This is a genomic window from Streptomyces sp. SID5464 (assembly GCF_009862985.1).
GTDB classification, from domain to species: Bacteria; Actinomycetota; Actinomycetes; order Streptomycetales; family Streptomycetaceae; genus Streptomyces; species Streptomyces chartreusis_D.
In genome coordinates, this window is the sequence record NZ_WWIQ01000076.1 from 178,889 (window position 1) to 194,854 (window position 15,966).

The window sequence follows — 15,966 nt, forward strand, 5'->3', positions numbered from 1 at the left end:
CAACTGGCCCTCAGGCGCCGCCGACCGCCGTGAGCAGGGCCAACGGGGCCGACGCCGACCGGGATTCACGTACGCACGCGTGCGGGTACGGCACCGGCTCGGGGTGGGTGTCGCGGCCGTAGCCCGCGAGGACCTCCGGCAGCCGGTGGCCGGTCGCGCTCGCCGCGTCGACCAGGCCGCGGGCGATCGCGCGGGCCTCGTCGTGCAGCCCGTAGCGGGCCAGGCCCAGCGCGATCAGCGCGTTGTCGTGCGGCCAGACCGAGCCGCGGTGGTAGGAGAGCGGGTGGTAGGCGGGCTGGCCGGCGGCCAGGGTGCGCACGCCCCAGCCGGAGAAGAAGTCCGGCTCCAGCAGGCGTCGGCCGACCTGCTCGCCGTACTCCTTGTCCAGCAGGCCCGACCACAGCAGATGCCCGGCGTCGGAGGCGAGCGCGTCGACCTGTCCGCCCCGGCCGTCGAGCGCGAGTGCCGGGAAGGAGTGCTCCGGCATCCAGAAGTCCCGCTGGAAACGGTCGCGCAGGTCACCGGCCGCCTGCTCCAGCAGGTCCGCGTACGTCCCGTCCTGCCAGACCGTGCGCGCGAGCCACGCCGTGCGGCGCAGCGCGTCGTACGCGTAGCCCTGGGCGCCCGCGGCCGTCACCGGGCCGTTGGGGCGGGTGCCTTCGGCGGAGCAGATGGCGCCGGGGGAGTCCTTCCAGTTCTGGTTGGCGAGGCCGCCCCGGTCGGCGCGGTACACGAGGTAGCCGCGCGAGGTCAGGCCGCCGTGGTCGAGCATCCAGCCGACCGCCGCCCGGGCATGCGGCTCCAGACGGCGGGCCAGGCCGGTGTCGCCGGTCTGCTCGGTGTACGCGCCGAGCAGGACGAGGAACAGGGGCGTGGCGTCGACCGAGCCGTAGTAGCGGCCGTAGGGGACCTGGCCGAAGTGCGCCAGTTCGCCGTGCCGCACCTCGTGCACGATCTTCCCGGGCTGGGCGACCTCGCTGGCACCGGCGTCCGTGGCCTGGGTCGCGGCGAGCGCGGGCAGGGTGGCGGCGGCCAGCCGGGGCCGGTAGGGCAGGGCGAACAGCGAGGTCAGCAGCGCGTCCCGGCCCAGCAGGGTCAGGAACCAGGGGGCACCGGCGGCCGGGACGCGCAGTTCCTCCCCGTCCGGGCCCGTCGCCGGGACCTGGAGCGCGGCCAGGTCGGCGAGACCCCGGGTGCAGGCAGCGGACAGCTCCGGCCAGCCGGCCGGCAGGGCCACGCCCTCCATGAACCGGCCTTCCCGGGCGAGGAGTTGCTGCTGGAGGGCGGCGGGGGAGCGGGGCACGCGCAGGGCGCGCTTGTCGCCGTGCGGGCGGGCCATGACCCGCAGGACCAGCTCGGCCGTGCCGTGCGGTTCGAGGTCCAGGTTCCACACCAGGCGGCGGGCGCCGGTGCCGGTCTCCTCCACGGCGTCCGGCTGGGGCTCGGCCGTCACGGTCGTGACGGACCGCCACTCGCCGCGCCGGTAGCTGAACTCCACGCCGTGCCGGAGGACCTGGCGGGAGCGGACGGCACCGGCCTTCGTGTAGGTGCGCTGGTCGGCGCGCAGCTCGAACTGGTCGGTGAAGTCGGCGTCGGCGGTGACCGCGAGGCGGACCGTCGTCGGCACCGGGCGGTTGCTGGTGACTCGCAGCGACTCGACGAACGAGGCGTCCCCGACGGCCTGTTCGCGGAAGAGCGTGTACGCGGGCGGCTCGCTGCGGCCGCCGCGCGGGACGAGCACGCAGCGCGCGGTGTCCCCGTCGGCCACCGGCGTCAGCGTGTCCGGCACGGCTCCGTCGACGGTGAGCTGCCACCGGCTCAGATGCCGCGCGTCCCGTACGAACATTCCGTCCGGGGCGCTGCCGCCCCGGTAGCCGCTGATGTCGCCGCGGTCGCCGACGGCGGCGAACGTCCCGCCGTGCACGAGCAGATGATGCCGGTCCGTCATGCCCGGTCCTCTCCCTTGATCGCCGTGACGCCGTTCCTGTCCCGTGCGGGCCGGTCGTGCAGCAGGTCGAGCGTGAGCGCGGCGGTCCAGCCGAAGCCGGTGGCGCCGCAGGCCTGTGCGGTGTACGGGTCCACGTACTCCGCGAAGTCGGAGGCGCCCGCGGTGTGCAGGATCCCCCTGCGCAGGGCGTCGGCCCGGCCGCGCTCGCCGTGCAGCCGCAGCCCGCGCTCCAGCAGCCAGCTGGTGTTGAACCAGGCCGGGCCGCGCCAGTAGCGGTGCGGGTCGAAGGCCTCGCCGAGCAGGTCGTAGCTGGGCACCAGCCGGGTCGTGCCGCCGAGCCCGAAATGCGGGCCGCTCAGGGTGCGCACCAGGGTGGCCGCCAGGTCGCGCGGCAGGCTCGGCAGCAGCAGCGGTACGAGCCCGGAGACACCGCGCTCGGGGATCAGCTCCCCGGCGCACACGTCCCGGCACAGGAACATCCCCGCCGACGGCTCCCACAGCCGCTCCACCAGGGCGGCGGTGAGGCGCTCGGCGCGGTCCTGCCGGGCCGAGGCCGCAGCGCCCAGCTCGTGGGCGATCCGGGCCAGGGCGTACTCGGAGGCGATGAGCAGGGCGTTGAACGCCGGGTCCTCCACGGCGAAATCGCCCGCCCGTCTCCCACCACCGCCCTCAACCGAGGCCCTGCGGGCCGCACCCCCGATTCCACCGTCGGCGTATCCACGGTCCCGGTAGTCGGCCGCCAGTCGCACGTACCGCCCGTAGTCCAGGTCCGTCGGCCGGTCCTCGGGGGAGCCGTGGGCGAGGTCGGCGCGGCGGAAGGAGCGGGCCGGGGCCGGAGTGACCCGGGAGAGCGGACGGTCCCAGCAGGGGCTGTTGTCCATACCCTGTTCCCAGGGGTGCACGACGGACACCAGCCCGCCCCCGCCCAGGTCGCGCCGGTGCAGCAGGTACCGGTGCCAGGCCGCGAGCCGGGGATACACCCGGGTGAGGAAGCCGCGCGCCCGGGACAGACCGGGGTCGGCGAGGTGCACCAGCCACGCGGCCAGCGCGTGGACCGGTGGCTGCACGATCCCTGAGGTCTGTACGGTGCGCGGGGCGCCCGCGGCGCGCCCCGCGGTCGAGGAGCGCCAGAAGTCGGGGCTCGGGAAGTACGCGTCGAGCGGGACGGAGGGGTTGAAGACGATGTGCGGGATGCGCCCGTCGGCCCACTGGGCCGCCAGCAGCGTCTCCAGTTCCGTCTGCGCCCGTAACGGCGACAGGTGTCTCAGGCCGATCGCGATGAACGCCGAGTCCCATGACCACTGGTGCGGATACAGACCGCGCGAGGGCACCGTGGACGTGCCCGTCCAGCCGGCCTCCAGCACGGCGGCGGCCCTGACGTGCAGCGGTGACGCGGTACTGGACGGATCGTATGCAACGGTTCGTCCCGTGGGACGAGGGGCGCGTTGGGCGGTGCTGTCCACTCGGGGCTCTCCGGAAGACGTCCGGCCGGCCGGTTCGGCTGCGGCTACCGTGGGGTTACGTCTATTTAACACGCAAAACCCACTATGTAAGGCAAGGTTGAGAAACACAAGGGGGTGTGCATGACCGGACGGCCCGTCAGAACGGGACGAGGTACCGGCCAGGCGAGTGCCGGCGAACTGCTCGAACTGGTGCGCAGTCGTCGCGCCGTGACCCGGGGTGCGCTCCAGCAGGCGACCGGACTGTCCCGGGCCACCGTCGGGCAGCGGCTCGACCGGCTCTTCCGCGCGGGCTGGCTGCGCGAGGGCGCCGGGGGGCCGGTGGACTCCCCGCTGGGCGGGCGCCCCTCCATCACCCTGGAGTTCGACGACGAGCACGCGGTGGTCCTGGCCTCCGACCTCGACACCCGGCACGCGCGGGCGGCCGTGCTGTCGCTGAGCGGCGAGATCCTCGCCGAGCACTCCGGCACCCTCGTCGTCGAGGACGGGCCGGACGTCGTGCTGGGAGAACTCGGCCGCTGGTTCGGCGAGTTGCTGGAGAAGACCGGCCGCGGGGCCGAGTCGGTGTGCGGCGTAGGGCTCGCCGTGCCCGGCCCGGTCGACACCGAGACCGGCCGCGTCGTCCAGCCGCCGATCATGCCCGGCTGGGACGGCTACGACATAAGGAGCCGGCTGGCCCGGGCGCTCACCGAGCACACGGGCGCCGCCGCGGTGCCGGTGCTGGTGGACAACGACGCCAACCTCATGGCGTACGGCGAACAGCGCACCGGCTATCCCGACTGCTCCGCCTTCGTGCTGGTCAAGGTCTCCACCGGCATCGGTGCCGGGGTCGTGGTGGACGGCGCGGTCTTCCGGGGCATCGACGGGGGCGCCGGGGACATCGGGCACATCCGGGTGCCGGAGGGCGCCCAGACGCTGTGCCGGTGCGGCTCCTACGGCTGTCTGGCCGCCATCGCGAGCGGTGGCGCGGTGGCGCGGCGGCTGGCCGAGGCCGGGGTGCCGGCGGCGTCCGGCTCGGACGTGCGGGACCTGCTGGCGTCCGGGCATCCCGAGGCGGTCGGCCTCGCCCGGGAGGCCGGGCGCCGGGTGGGGGACGTACTCGCGACCGTGGTGACCCTGCTCAACCCCGGGGTGCTGATGATCGCCGGGGATCTGGCCGGAACCCCCTTCCTCACGGGCGTGCGCGAACTGCTCTACCAGCGGGCGCTGCCCCGCTCCACCGCCCACCTGGACGTCGTGACGGCGCGGCTCGGCGAGCGGTCCGGGCTGGTCGGGGCCGGGGCGATGGTCGTGGAGCACCTCTACGCCCCCGAGCGGGTCGAGGAGCGGCTGCGCGCGCTCGGGGTGTGACCGGGACATTTCAGCCCCGAGACGCGTCCGCATGGTGAAATCCGGTCGGCTGTGGCAACGTGATTCTCGCCACCCTTGATAAGGGTTGCGCTCAGATGAGCGGATCTTGAGCGGCTGCACTTCTCCAAAGGGTGGCACTGAGTGCCACCCTTTGATCGTTCATCGAGCGAAATCAAGCGTGCCGAACCCCGCTCGTTTGAGCGCTCAGCGGGCTCAATGGAGGTTCCTGCGTTCAAGAAGTGAAAACATACGGCTGTGATCGCTTGCCGAGCCTTGACTTTCGATCCGCTGGCGGACGAGTGGTTACAGGCGTATGACGCGCGAGTGGACGTACCCAGACGCCTTTGATCTGGGTATGTTCCTCGCCGTCAGGGCAGCCACCGCGTCCTCGAGGAGTCGAGACCCGTGTCGGAAAACAAAGATCCCCACGTAGCTGAGCACGGTAAGAGTGTTGAGGGCGTGAAGTTCGTTTACGACTTCACCGAGGGCAACAAGGACCTCAAGGACCTCCTCGGTGGCAAGGGCGCGAACCTCGCCGAGATGACGAACCTGGGCCTTCCCGTCCCGCCCGGCTTCACGATCACCACCGAGGCGTGCAAGGTCTACCTGGAAAGCGGCGAGGAGCCGGCGGCACTGCGTGACGAGGTGAGTGCGCACCTCGACGCGCTGGAGCAGCGCATGGGCAAGAAGCTCGGCCAGGCCGACGACCCGCTGCTGGTGTCGGTGCGCTCGGGCGCCAAGTTCTCCATGCCGGGCATGATGGACACCGTCCTCAACATCGGCCTGTCCGACAAGTCGGTGCAGGGCCTGGCCAAGCAGGCCGGCGACGACCGCTTCGCCTGGGACTCCTACCGCCGCCTCATCCAGATGTTCGGCAAGACCGTCCTCGGCGTCGACGGCGAGCTCTTCGAGGACGCGCTGGAGGCGGCCAAGGCGGCCAAGAAGGTCACGGTCGACACCGAGCTCGAGGCGGCCGACCTCAAGAAGCTGGTCACCAAGTTCAAGAAGATCGTCAAGACCGAGGCCGGCCGGGACTTCCCGCAGGACCCGCGCGAGCAGATGGACCTCGCCATCCACGCGGTCTTCGACTCCTGGAACACCGACCGCGCCAAGCTCTACCGCCGCCAGGAGCGCATCCCGCACGACCTCGGCACGGCCGTCAACGTCTGCTCGATGGTCTTCGGCAACCTCGGCCCCGACTCCGGCACGGGCGTGGCGTTCACCCGGGACCCCGCCTCCGGCCACCAGGGCGTCTACGGCGACTACCTCCAGAACGCGCAGGGCGAGGACGTGGTCGCGGGCATCCGCAACACCGTGCCGCTCGCGGAGCTGGAGCAGATCGACAAGAAGTCGTACGACCAGCTGATGCAGATCATGGAGACGCTGGAGAACCACTACAAGGATCTCTGCGACATCGAGTTCACGATCGAGCGCGGTGTGCTGTGGATGCTCCAGACCCGGGTCGGCAAGCGCACGGCGGGCGCGGCCTTCCGGATCGCGACCCAGCTGGTGGACCAGGGCCTGATCGACGAGGCCGAGGCGCTCACCCGCGTCAACGGCGCCCAGCTCGCGCAGCTGATGTTCCCGCGCTTCGACGAGAGCGCCAAGGTCGAGACGGTCGGCCGGGGCATCGCGGCCTCGCCGGGCGCGGCGGTCGGCAAGGCGGTGTTCGACTCCTACACGGCGGTCAAGTGGTCGCGGTCGGGCGAGAAGGTCATCCTGATCCGCCGTGAGACCAACCCCGACGACCTGGACGGCATGATCGCCGCCGAGGGCATCCTGACCTCGCGCGGCGGCAAGACCTCCCACGCCGCCGTCGTCGCGCGCGGCATGGGCAAGACCTGTGTCTGCGGCGCCGAGGAGCTGGAGGTCGACACCAAGCGCCGCCGGATGACCGTGCCGGGCGGGCACGTCGTCGAGGAGGGCGACGTCGTCTCCATCGACGGCTCGACGGGCAAGGTGTACCTCGGTGAGGTACCGGTCGTGCCGTCCCCGGTCGTGGAGTACTTCGAGGGCCGGATGCACGCCGGTGCCGAGGACGCCGACGAGCTGGTCGAGGCGGTCCACCGCATCATGGCGTTCGCCGACCGCAAGCGCCGCCTGCGGGTGCGGGCCAACGCCGACAACGCCGAGGACGCGCTGCGCGCCCGCCGCTTCGGCGCCCAGGGCATCGGCCTGTGCCGCACCGAGCACATGTTCCTCGGCGACCGGCGCGAGCTGGTGGAGCGGCTGATCCTGGCCGACACCCAGGCCGAGCGCGAGGAGTCCCTGAAGGAACTGCTGCCGCTCCAGAAGCAGGACTTCGTGCAGCTCTTCGAGTCGATGGACGGCCTCCCGGTCACCGTCCGCCTCCTGGACCCGCCGCTGCACGAGTTCCTGCCCGACATCACCGAACTGTCGGTGCGGGTCGCGCTCGCCGAGTCCCGCCAGGAGCCGCACGAGAACGAACTGCGCCTCCTCCAGGCCGTGCACCGGCTGCACGAGCAGAACCCGATGCTGGGTCTGCGCGGCGTGCGCCTGGGCCTCGTCATCCCCGGCCTGTTCACCATGCAGGTCCGGGCGATCGCCGAGGCCGCCGCCGAGCGCAAGGCCGCCAAGGGCGATCCGCGCGCCGAGATCATGATCCCGCTCGTCGGCACGGTGCAGGAGCTGGAGATCGTGCGCGAGGAGGCCGACAAGGTCATCGCCGAGGTGGAGGCGGCCTCGGGCACGCAGCTCAAGCTGTCCATCGGCACGATGATCGAGCTGCCGCGCGCCGCCCTGACCGCCGGCCAGATCGCCGAGGCCGCCCAGTTCTTCTCCTTCGGCACGAACGACCTCACCCAGACGGTGTGGGGCTTCTCCCGTGACGACGTGGAGGCCAGCTTCTTCACCGCGTACCTGGAGAAGGGCATCTTCGGCGTCTCGCCGTTCGAGACGATCGACAAGGACGGCGTCGGCTCCCTGGTGAAGCTCGCCGCCAAGGCCGGCCGTGAGACCCGCCCCGACCTCAAGCTCGGCGTCTGCGGCGAGCACGGCGGCGACCCGGAGTCGGTCCACTTCTTCCACGAGGTGGGACTCGACTACGTCTCCTGCTCCCCGTTCCGCATCCCGGTGGCCCGGCTGGAGGCGGGCCGGGCGGCGGTCCAGTCGCAGGGCAGCGACCACCGGTAGACCGTGGCCCGTGCGGGGCCACCTCGCTGTGGCCCCTGCGGGCAGCTCAGGACCCGGAGCCGTCGACGGTCCCCGACCCTCACCGATCGCGGCGGCTCCGGAGCACGGAGGAGAGCGGGGGCGCATCTTGTGCGGAGATGCGCCCCCGCTCTCGTGTGCCGAAACCCCTGAGGCGGTCGGCTAGCTCGGGCGGGTCGCGGCCTCGATGTGGGCCAGTTGGGCGGCGAGGATCTCTTCGAACGCGGCGCGGCGATCCATCCCGAGGGGACGGACGTCGCGGGCGAAGTGGGCCAGGGCCGGGAAGCGTTCGGGGTCGGCGCCGAGTACCGCGACGCGAAACAGCTCCATGCCCTGTTCGGCCTCTCCGGGGGTGACGGTGCTGACCCCGGCCTCGGAGGCGATCAACGCGGCGATGAGGACCGCGAGCCGGTGGTAGCGGGCCGGGATCTCCTCGTCGGGCAGTCCCGCCGAGCGCAGAGCCTGCAGCACCTCTTCCATGACCATCCGGGAACCGGTGCCGGACGAGGCGTAGCGTCCCCAGACCGCGGCGAGCTGCGGTTGCCGTCCGAAGGCCTCCCTCACGCGCAGGGCCAGGGCCGTGATGCGCTGTTTCCAGTCGCCCTCGGGGCGGTAGCCGTCCATCGCGGCCAGGAGGATCCGGTCGGCGACCGCGCGCAGCAGTTCGGTCTTGCTGCGGAAGTGCCGGTAGAGGCTGGAGGAATCCGTCCCGAGGGCCGCGGCGAGCTTGCGCACGCTGAACGAATCCGCGTCGCTCGTGCGCAGCAGTTCCGCCGCCGCATCCAGGATCTCCTCGGTCGACCAACGCCTTCGGCCTGCCATCTCTGCTCCTCTCGCCGGACCCCAGACTACTTGTGCACTTGGTGTTGCACGCACCGCGTGCATAATGGGGACATGGGTGTACCGGGCGGGCAACACGAAAGGACGCATGACGTGAAGAGCCCACTGGATTGCGCGGCCCTGAACGCCGCCATGGAAGACGTCCACCGCGCCGGGATGCCGGGCCTGTTCGCCGAGGTGCGAGACGGCGACCAGGTCTGGCGCGGCGCCGCCGGGGTCGCCGATGTCGCCACCGGCCGTCCCGTCACCGCCGACATGCGGCACCGCGTCGGCAGCATCACCAAGACCTTCACCGCCGCCGCGGTTCTGCAGCAGGTCGAGAGCGGTCGGATCGGTCTCGACACACCGATCGGCCGGTACCTGCCGAAGCTGGTGCCCGGAGAACGCGGTGACGCGATCACGGTCCGGATGCTGATCAACCACACCAGCGGCCTCGCCGAGTACCTCCCGTACGCCTACCCCTCCCTCAGGGCGTTCCCCGCCCTCGCGGACACCGGGCCCCAGAGCCTGGACGACCACCGGTTCACGCGGTTCGACCCCACTGAACTGATCGAGATGGGGGTCGCCGCACCTGCCGTCGGCGCCCCGGGTGGTGCTCCGGGGGTCTACTCCAACACCAACTACCTGCTCCTCGGCGCACTCCTGGAACAGGTGACGGGCACTACGGCCGAGCGGTACATCACCCGGAACGTCATCGAGCGCGCCGGGCTCCGGGACACCGGATTCCCCGCCGGACCGTACGTCGACGGGCCGCACTCGCAGCTCTACGAGTCGTGGTTCGGCATGATCGACCCGCCGCGCGACTACAGCGTGTACGACATGTCATGGGTGGGGCCGTCGGCCTCGCTGATATCGACCGTCAAGGACCTCAACCGCTTCTTCGGCCTGTTGCTGGCCGGTGAGATCGTCAGCCCGTCGTCGTTGGCGCAGATGCGACGCACCGTCCCGGTCGTCTCCCAGGAGGGAAAGACGATCCGCTACGGCCTCGGCCTGCACCCGATGGAAGGTCCCGGTCCGGGCACCTTCTGGGGCCATGGCGGCACGGTCTGGGGCGGCGGAGCGCTGGCCATGACCCGTGCCGACGGCAGGCGGCAGTTGTCCGTCGCGGTGAACCTGCAGAGGTGGAACAGGCTCGACTCCTCCGGCAAGCCGCAGCCCCACCCCATCGACGACGCGCTGGCGACTCTCTTCCGCGTGGCGATGTACGGCTGACCGGGACACCTGCTGGGACCGGCCCCCGGGCCGGCCCACGCCTGGCTCGCCGAAGCCCGGCCGCTGTCACCGGGGCAGTCCTTCCCGCAGGCAGACGACGGTTCCCGTCAGGGCGGCCGTGTGCAGCGCCGTGAGGGCCGGCAGGGGAGTCGACAGCGAGAGGGATTCCAGGTCGGCGAGGGCGAACAGGCCGTCTCGGTCGTGCTCGCCGCTGCGCCTGACGGTCTGCCCGGGGGCGACACGGCCGCCGTGGAAGTAGAAGTCGATCACCGGGCCCGTGCCCTTCACATCGGCCCGGTGGTCGTAGCCGATGAACCGGGGCGCCCGGTCCAGGACGATGCCGGTCTCCTCGTGCAGCTCCCGGCACGCGGCACCGAAGGGGTCCTCGCCGTGGTCGAGCATCCCGCCCGGCAGCCCCCAGAGCCCGGCACCGGGCTCGCCCTCGGCGTAGCGCAGCAGCAGGATCCGGTCCTCCGCGTCGAGGAGCAGCACGCACGACGCGACGATGGTCTGCGGCAGCGTCTTGACCCACTCGTCACGCGGCAGCACGCGCTGTACGTCGGTGGCGGGCACGGTCGTGTCCACGGTGGTGTTCCTTCCGTCGTCCGGGCAGCCCGGGACGAGCTGCCCAAACGGTGGAACGGCCGGACGCGCCGATGGTCACCGGCGTACTCGTGTCACGTGTCGCAGGCGATCCCGTCGTTGTCGCGGTCCAGGTGTGAGGCGTAGCCGGGTTCACCACGGTGGATGGGGGCGGCTCCGGCCGCACGGACGGCGGAGCAGTTCGCGTAGTAGACGTCCTCCGAGCCGCCCGATCCGCTCGATCCGTCGTCGTCGGAGCCGCCGCCCGCGGCCGGCTGTGCGGTGACGGTGGTGGTGGCTCTGACGGTCCTGGTGGCGGTGACCGTGGGGGCGGGTTCCGGCTTCTTCGCGAGTGGTGTCGCGGTGGCGGTGGTCGTCGCGGTGACCGTGACGGTCGGCTGCGGTCTGGCGGCCGCGGGTTTCGCGTCGGCCGTCTTGTCGCCGGAGGCGCCGATACCGACGCCGATGAACCAGGCCAGGCCGAGGGCGGGCAGCAGGTAGCGCTTCCGCGCCCAGCGGGGCGCCGGCCGGACGGGCTGCGGCGCCGGCGGCACGGGATACGGGTCGGCGTGCGGGCCCGTGTACGGATTGCTCATGGTCATCCCCCCAGTAGTGGTACGTGAGGGGATGACCGTAGGTCCGAGCGGCCCCGGATGAGGGAGAGGTGACCATCTTGTGATGATCAGGTGAAGGCGGGTGGTGCCGTTACGAGCGGAACGGGCCCGTCACCTCGTAGGTGATGCCGCCCGAGGAACTGCCGCTGGTGCCGCGCTGGCTGGAGAAGTACAGGCGCGTGCCGTCCGGGGAGAAGGCCGGACCCGTGATCTCCGAGCCGGACTGGCCGTCGACGCGGAGGAACGGGGCGACCACGTCGGTGGGGGTGATGACGCAGATCTCCATGTTGCCGCCGTCCTCGGCGACGAAGAGGTCTCCGGAGGCGGAGCCGGTGACGTTGTCGACACCCGTGAGGGGCGCCGTGCCGCTCGTCACCAGGGAGTCGTCGTAGGCGAGGTCGATGGTCTGGGCGGCGGCGTCGTACTGCCAGACGCGGTTGTCGCCCTTTGTGGTGAACCAGCAGGTGTCGTCCGCGTAGTAGCAGCCCTCGCCGCCGTTGAAGTGCTTGGCGCCGGAGACCTGGCTGCGCGTGGCGGTCGCGCCGGAGGGGTCGGGGACCCGGGCCCAGGTGACCGGGCCGCTGGTGCCGCTGCCCGCCACCAGGACCTCCAGCGTGCCGGAGGAGAGGTCGCCCCAGGTCGTCGGGCGGAAGCGGTAGAAGCAGCCGTCGGTGACGTCCTCGGTCAGGTAGATGACCTGGCGGACCGGGTCGGCCGCCGCCGCCTCGTGCTTGAAGCGGCCCATGGCGTCGCGGCGCACCGCCGCCTTCGTGCCCCAGGGGTCCGTCTCGTAGACGTAGCCCCGGTCCACCTCCTCGCAGGACAGCCAGGTGCCCCACGGCGTCTTGCCGCCGGCGCAGTTCTGGCGGGTGTTGGACAGGATGCGGTACGCGCCGGTGATCGCCCCGGTCGAGGAGAACCTCACCGCGCTCGCGCCGCCCGACGGGTTGATCTCGGAGTTGGAGACATAGATCCAGCCCGTGCCGTCGGCGTAACAGGCGCCGCCGTCCGGGGCGTTGTGCCAGGTGTACGACGTGCTCCCGACCCGCTGGCCCGAGCGGGCGATCACCCGGCTGGTGAAGCCGCTGGGGAGTCTGATGCCGTTGGCGTCCGGGGAGCCCAGCGGCCCGTAGGGGCCGGTGCCGGGCTGGGCGGGGGCCGCGTAGGCGGCCCCGCGCCACAGAGTTCCGCCGAGGGCGGCCGAGGTGCCGCCGAGGACGGCCGCACGCAGGAGGCTACGACGTTCCACTCTCACTCCAAGAGGTGCCGTACCGCCCCGCCGCCGGTCGACGGCAGGGTTGTGCGTGGGGGGAGGCGGGAGGAACGCTAAGCGGGCCGGGTTGACGGGGCATGGCCAACTCGTGGCCGTGGAACGGCATGCTGTGTGCCGCCTGTGGGGCCAGGAGCCGGCGGGCCTCGCCTCGTCCTTCGCGGGCTCACGCGGGCAGCGCCGGGGCCTGCTGTCTCCGGGCGCCCCTCGGGCGGTCCGTGCCCGGTCCGTGGCCCTCGGCCGGTGGTCGTACGGACGGCAGACGGATCACCACGTCCAGGCCGCCCGTCGCCGCCGCGTGCAGGGTCGCCTCGCCGCCGCTGGCGTGGGCGAGGCGCTGCACCAGGGCGAGCCCGAGTCCCGAGCCGCCCTTGGGAGCGCCCGGGGCGCGCCAGAAACGGTCGAAGGCGCGGGCCCGCTGATCCTCCGTCATGCCCGGGCCCTCGTCGGTGACGTGCAGGTCGACCCAGCGGGGGCGGCCGTCGCGCAGGGCCCGCCGGGGCGGGGCCGGCACCCGCAGCTCGATCGTGACGGTGCTGCCGGGCGGGGACGCCCGCAGGGCGTTGGACAGGAGGTTGTCCATGATCTGCTCGACGGCCCCCGGCACCGCCAGCACCGGGCCGACGCCGCCCGCGAAGAGCACGAGGGAGACGTCCTCCCGTGTGAAGAGGGGCTGCCAGGTGCGGTGCCGTTCCGCGCACACCGCGCCCAGATCGACGGTGGCGGGGATCGCCGCGTGCTCCTCCAGCCGGGCCATCGCCAGCAGGTGCTCCACCATCCGGGCGAGCCGGTCCGTTTCCGTCACGGCCGCCGTGAGGCTGCCCCGGGCCCGGGCGGCGACGTCCGGCTCCAGGTTCTCCAGGCGCAGCCGCAGCGCCGCGAGCGGGGTCTTCAGCTGGTGCGAGGCCTCGCCGGCGAACGCCCGCTGGGAGGCGAGCAGATGGGCGAGGCGGGCCGCGGTGCGGTTGAACGCCGCGGCCAGACTGCGTACTTCCGGCGGGCCCTTCGTGATCGTCACCGGGGTGAACCGGCCGCCGCCCTCCGCCAAGTCGTGCGTCGCCTGCTCCAGTTCGCGGATGGGGCGACCGGCCCAGCGGGCGAAGGCGAAGCCGACCACGGCCACCGCCGTCAGCACGGCCAGCCCGCCCAGGACGAGCAACAGCCACACGTGGTGGACCCGCTCGTGCACCGTCCGCGTGGGCACCGTCAGCCACACGGCACCCACCGGCCGCGCTTCCTGACCGACCGGCGCGGCCACCGACAGGTACTCGACCCCGCCGATCGTGGAGGTACGCACATCCACCGTCGAGGTGCCTCGCAGCGCGGCCGCGATGCCCGGACGGTCGGCCAGGGCGCCGGACACCGAGGTGTCGATCGGATGCGAGGTGGCGAGCGTGGCGCCCGAGGCGGCGACGATCACCACCTTCCCGCCGATGCGCTTCGCGCAGTGCGCCACCCGTGCGGGCAGGTCCCCCTCGGCCCGGCCCGCCGCGAGGGACAGCGCGGCGTACGCGGAGACCGACTCGGCCTCGTCCTTCGCCGCGTTGACCACCTGCTCCCGCTCACCGCGCGAGTAGACGAAGCCCAGCGGGATCTCCAGGCAGAGCAGCACCAGCGCGGCGAGGGTGAGATAGCTGAACAGCAGCCGGCGGGTCATGGAGATGCCACCTGCGGGGCGTTCGGCCCGGTGTGCACCGCCAGCCGGAAGCCGACACCCCGCAGTGTCCTGATCCACGCCGGGTGCCCCAGCTTGCGGCGCAGCGCGGCCACATGGACGTCCAGCGTCTTGGTCGGGCCGTCGTAGTGCGGATCCCAGACGCGGTCGAGGATCTGCTGTCGCGAGTAGACCGCGCCCGGGTCCTCGCTGAGGAGCGCCAGCAGGTCGAACTCCTTGGGGGTGAGCAGCACGGGGGAGTCGCCGACCCAGACCTGGCGGGTACGGCGGTCCACCACGAGGGGGCCCGGGTCGTGCGGGGGGCCGGGGGCCGGTACGTGGGGCAGCGGCTCGGCGGTGCCCGGCGTGCTCGACTCGCCGGTTGCGCCTGCTGTGCCCGGGGTGCCCGAGGGCTCGGGGAACGTCTGCCGGGTGCGTTGCGTGCGGCGGGTCACCGCCCGGACCCGGGCCACCAGCTCCCGTACGCTGAATGGTTTCGCCAGGTAGTCGTCGGCGCCCAGCTCCAGGCCCAGCACGCGGTCGGCCTCCTCGCCACGGGCGCTGAGGATGACGATGGGCACGTCCGAGACCTGCCTGATGCCGCGGCAGACGTCGATGCCGTCCATGTCCGGCAGTCCCAGGTCGAGCAGGACGACGTCGTTGTACGGGCCTCTCAGCCCGTCCGTGCCCGTGGCGACATGATCGACCGTCAGCCCGAAGTGTCCCAGCCCTTCGGTGAGCGGCTCGGCGATCGTCTCGTCGTCCTCGATGAGCAGCACTCGTAGGCCCATACGTCCTGTCTCTCCGTGAAGCCGACATAAATCCGGGCAGCGTGAATTCGCAATTTCCGCCCTGGAGTTCACACGCTACAAGATGACCGTTCGTCTGGGTATCCGGACAAAGAATGTTCAATTCCTGGCCGGGCGCTGGAGCTCGCTTAACCTTCCTCTGTACGTCGTCCGTCTACGGTGGGGTGCACAGAACGAAACGGCAGTTCAGGAGGCGAAGTTGAAGGCATTGCTGGATCGTGCCCGCACGTTCAGGACGCGTGTCGATTTCGACAGCGGCGAATACCGGAAACTGGCCGAAGGGCAATATCCGGAGGCGTTGTTCATCACCTGCTCGGACTCCCGTGTCATACCCGCACTCATCACGGGTGCGCGGCCCGGGGAGATATTCGAGCTGCGCAACGCGGGCAATATCGTGCCGCCCTACGGACGGCCCGGGGCCTCGGGCGAGGCGGCCACCATCGAGTACGCACTGGAAGTGCTCGGGGTTCAGGACATCGTGGTGTGCGGTCACTCACACTGCGGCGCGATGGGCGCGCTGAAGTCCGGCGACGACCTGTCCGCGCTGCCCGGCGTGGACGCCTGGCTCCACATCGCCCGCCCGGAACTCACCCCCGTACTGGAGTCCGCGCCGGACGACCCGTCGCTGCCGGAGGTCTCCCAGGGCAACGTCGTCAACCAGCTGGCCGCGCTGCGGAGTTACCCGGTGGTGCGACAGCGGCTCGACGCGGGCCGGCTGCGGCTGCACGGCTGGTACTACGAGGTCGACACGGGGTTCGTCTACGAACTCGGCGACGACGGCGCCTTCCGGGTGCATGCCGCGTGAGCGGGGCGCATGCGCGGGGGCGGGTAAGGAGCGGTGCCGCGCCGGGGGGCCGGCAGGCCGGCCCTGCGGGAGACGCGGGGGGTTGGGGTGCTGCTTCCGAGGGGGGTGCCGCGCGCTGGGGATCGGCTGATGCCGGGAGCGGTGCTTCGGACTGGAGGTCGGGCGGCTCCGCGGAGGGCTCCGGGGATGGAGGAGCGGGCGGTTTCGCAGAGGGCTCGGGGGGCTGGGGGCCGGGTGATCGCGGCGGGGAC

12 protein-coding genes are annotated in these 15,966 nt (G+C 72.0%); 4 read left to right on the forward strand and 8 right to left on the reverse strand.

The features are described from left to right. Positions 1 to 10 precede the first annotated feature (10 nt). Positions 11 to 1,948 carry a glycogen debranching N-terminal domain-containing protein gene (locus GTY47_RS38245; RefSeq protein WP_010042163.1) on the reverse strand — a complete coding sequence of 646 codons (1,938 nt, stop codon included), beginning with the start codon at positions 1,946 to 1,948 and terminating at the stop codon, positions 11 to 13. Further along, a complete protein-coding gene (locus GTY47_RS38250) occupies positions 1,945 to 3,411 on the reverse strand; it encodes a hypothetical protein (protein ID WP_050810263.1) in 1,467 nt (488 codons plus the stop codon). Before GTY47_RS38250 ends, GTY47_RS38245 begins: the two co-directional genes overlap by 4 nt. A gap of 120 nt (positions 3,412 to 3,531) precedes the next feature. Here GTY47_RS38250 and GTY47_RS38255 point away from each other — a divergent pair, with 120 nt between their 5' ends. Both GTY47_RS38255 and ppdK read left to right on the forward strand, forming a co-directional pair. After that, entirely contained in the window at positions 3,532 to 4,758 is a 1,227-nt protein-coding gene (locus GTY47_RS38255) for an ROK family protein (protein ID WP_010042167.1), read from the forward strand. Positions 4,759 to 5,217: 459 nt separating this feature from the next. Then, positions 5,218 to 7,911: a pyruvate, phosphate dikinase gene (gene ppdK / locus GTY47_RS38260; protein ID WP_010042169.1), complete on the forward strand. Its 2,694-nt coding sequence runs from the start codon at positions 5,218 to 5,220 to the stop codon at positions 7,909 to 7,911. A gap of 180 nt (positions 7,912 to 8,091) precedes the next feature. Here ppdK and GTY47_RS38265 read toward each other — a convergent pair whose 3' ends face one another. Next, entirely contained in the window at positions 8,092 to 8,751 is a 660-nt protein-coding gene (locus GTY47_RS38265) for a TetR/AcrR family transcriptional regulator (RefSeq protein WP_010042171.1), read from the reverse strand. 72 nt (positions 8,752 to 8,823) lie between these two features. Between GTY47_RS38265 and GTY47_RS38270 the strand changes: the two genes are divergently transcribed. Then, positions 8,824 to 9,981 (forward strand): serine hydrolase domain-containing protein, encoded by a 1,158-nt coding sequence (locus tag GTY47_RS38270; RefSeq protein WP_050810264.1) that lies wholly within the window; start codon positions 8,824 to 8,826, stop codon positions 9,979 to 9,981. A gap of 66 nt (positions 9,982 to 10,047) precedes the next feature. Here GTY47_RS38270 and GTY47_RS38275 read toward each other — a convergent pair whose 3' ends face one another. From GTY47_RS38275 to GTY47_RS38295, 5 genes are all read right to left on the reverse strand, one after another. Continuing rightward, positions 10,048 to 10,566 (reverse strand): NUDIX hydrolase, encoded by a 519-nt coding sequence (locus GTY47_RS38275; RefSeq protein WP_010042177.1) that lies wholly within the window; start codon positions 10,564 to 10,566, stop codon positions 10,048 to 10,050. Between the two features lie 92 nt (positions 10,567 to 10,658). Next, complete coding sequence (locus GTY47_RS38280) at positions 10,659 to 11,165, reverse strand: excalibur calcium-binding domain-containing protein (protein WP_102514871.1); 507 nt, start codon at positions 11,163 to 11,165, stop codon at positions 10,659 to 10,661. A gap of 103 nt (positions 11,166 to 11,268) precedes the next feature. Continuing rightward, positions 11,269 to 12,426: an alkaline phosphatase PhoX gene (locus tag GTY47_RS38285; protein ID WP_010042180.1), complete on the reverse strand. Its 1,158-nt coding sequence runs from the start codon at positions 12,424 to 12,426 to the stop codon at positions 11,269 to 11,271. A 187-nt stretch (positions 12,427 to 12,613) separates the two neighbouring features. Further along, the gene (locus tag GTY47_RS38290) at positions 12,614 to 14,104 is read right to left on the reverse strand and encodes a HAMP domain-containing sensor histidine kinase (protein WP_010042181.1); all 1,491 of its coding nucleotides are present in this window, start codon (positions 14,102 to 14,104) and stop codon (positions 12,614 to 12,616) included. Continuing rightward, positions 14,101 to 14,892, reverse strand: a complete 792-nt coding sequence (locus GTY47_RS38295; RefSeq protein ID WP_029181337.1) for a response regulator transcription factor — start codon at positions 14,890 to 14,892, stop codon at positions 14,101 to 14,103. The genes GTY47_RS38290 and GTY47_RS38295 overlap by 4 nt, the downstream gene beginning before the upstream one ends. 217 nt (positions 14,893 to 15,109) lie before the next feature. Between GTY47_RS38295 and GTY47_RS38300 the strand changes: the two genes are divergently transcribed. Beyond that, positions 15,110 to 15,715 carry a carbonic anhydrase gene (locus tag GTY47_RS38300; protein WP_020275163.1) on the forward strand — a complete coding sequence of 202 codons (606 nt, stop codon included), beginning with the start codon at positions 15,110 to 15,112 and terminating at the stop codon, positions 15,713 to 15,715. Positions 15,716 to 15,966 lie beyond the last annotated feature (251 nt).

What these genes read in the sequence shown, in the direction of transcription:
- GTY47_RS38265 (WP_010042171.1), bottom strand. Translation starts at nt 8,751, where the DNA reads ATGGCAGGCCGAAGGCGTTGGTCGACCGAGGAGATCCTGGATGCGGCG.
- GTY47_RS38270 (WP_050810264.1), top strand. Translation starts at nt 8,824, where the DNA reads ATGGGTGTACCGGGCGGGCAACACGAAAGGACGCATGACGTGAAGAGC.
- GTY47_RS38255 (WP_010042167.1), top strand. Translation starts at nt 3,532, where the DNA reads ATGACCGGACGGCCCGTCAGAACGGGACGAGGTACCGGCCAGGCGAGT.
- GTY47_RS38295 (WP_029181337.1), bottom strand. Translation starts at nt 14,892, where the DNA reads ATGGGCCTACGAGTGCTGCTCATCGAGGACGACGAGACGATCGCCGAG.
- GTY47_RS38280 (WP_102514871.1), bottom strand. Translation starts at nt 11,165, where the DNA reads ATGACCATGAGCAATCCGTACACGGGCCCGCACGCCGACCCGTATCCC.
- GTY47_RS38245 (WP_010042163.1), bottom strand. Translation starts at nt 1,948, where the DNA reads ATGACGGACCGGCATCATCTGCTCGTGCACGGCGGGACGTTCGCCGCC.
- GTY47_RS38290 (WP_010042181.1), bottom strand. Translation starts at nt 14,104, where the DNA reads ATGACCCGCCGGCTGCTGTTCAGCTATCTCACCCTCGCCGCGCTGGTG.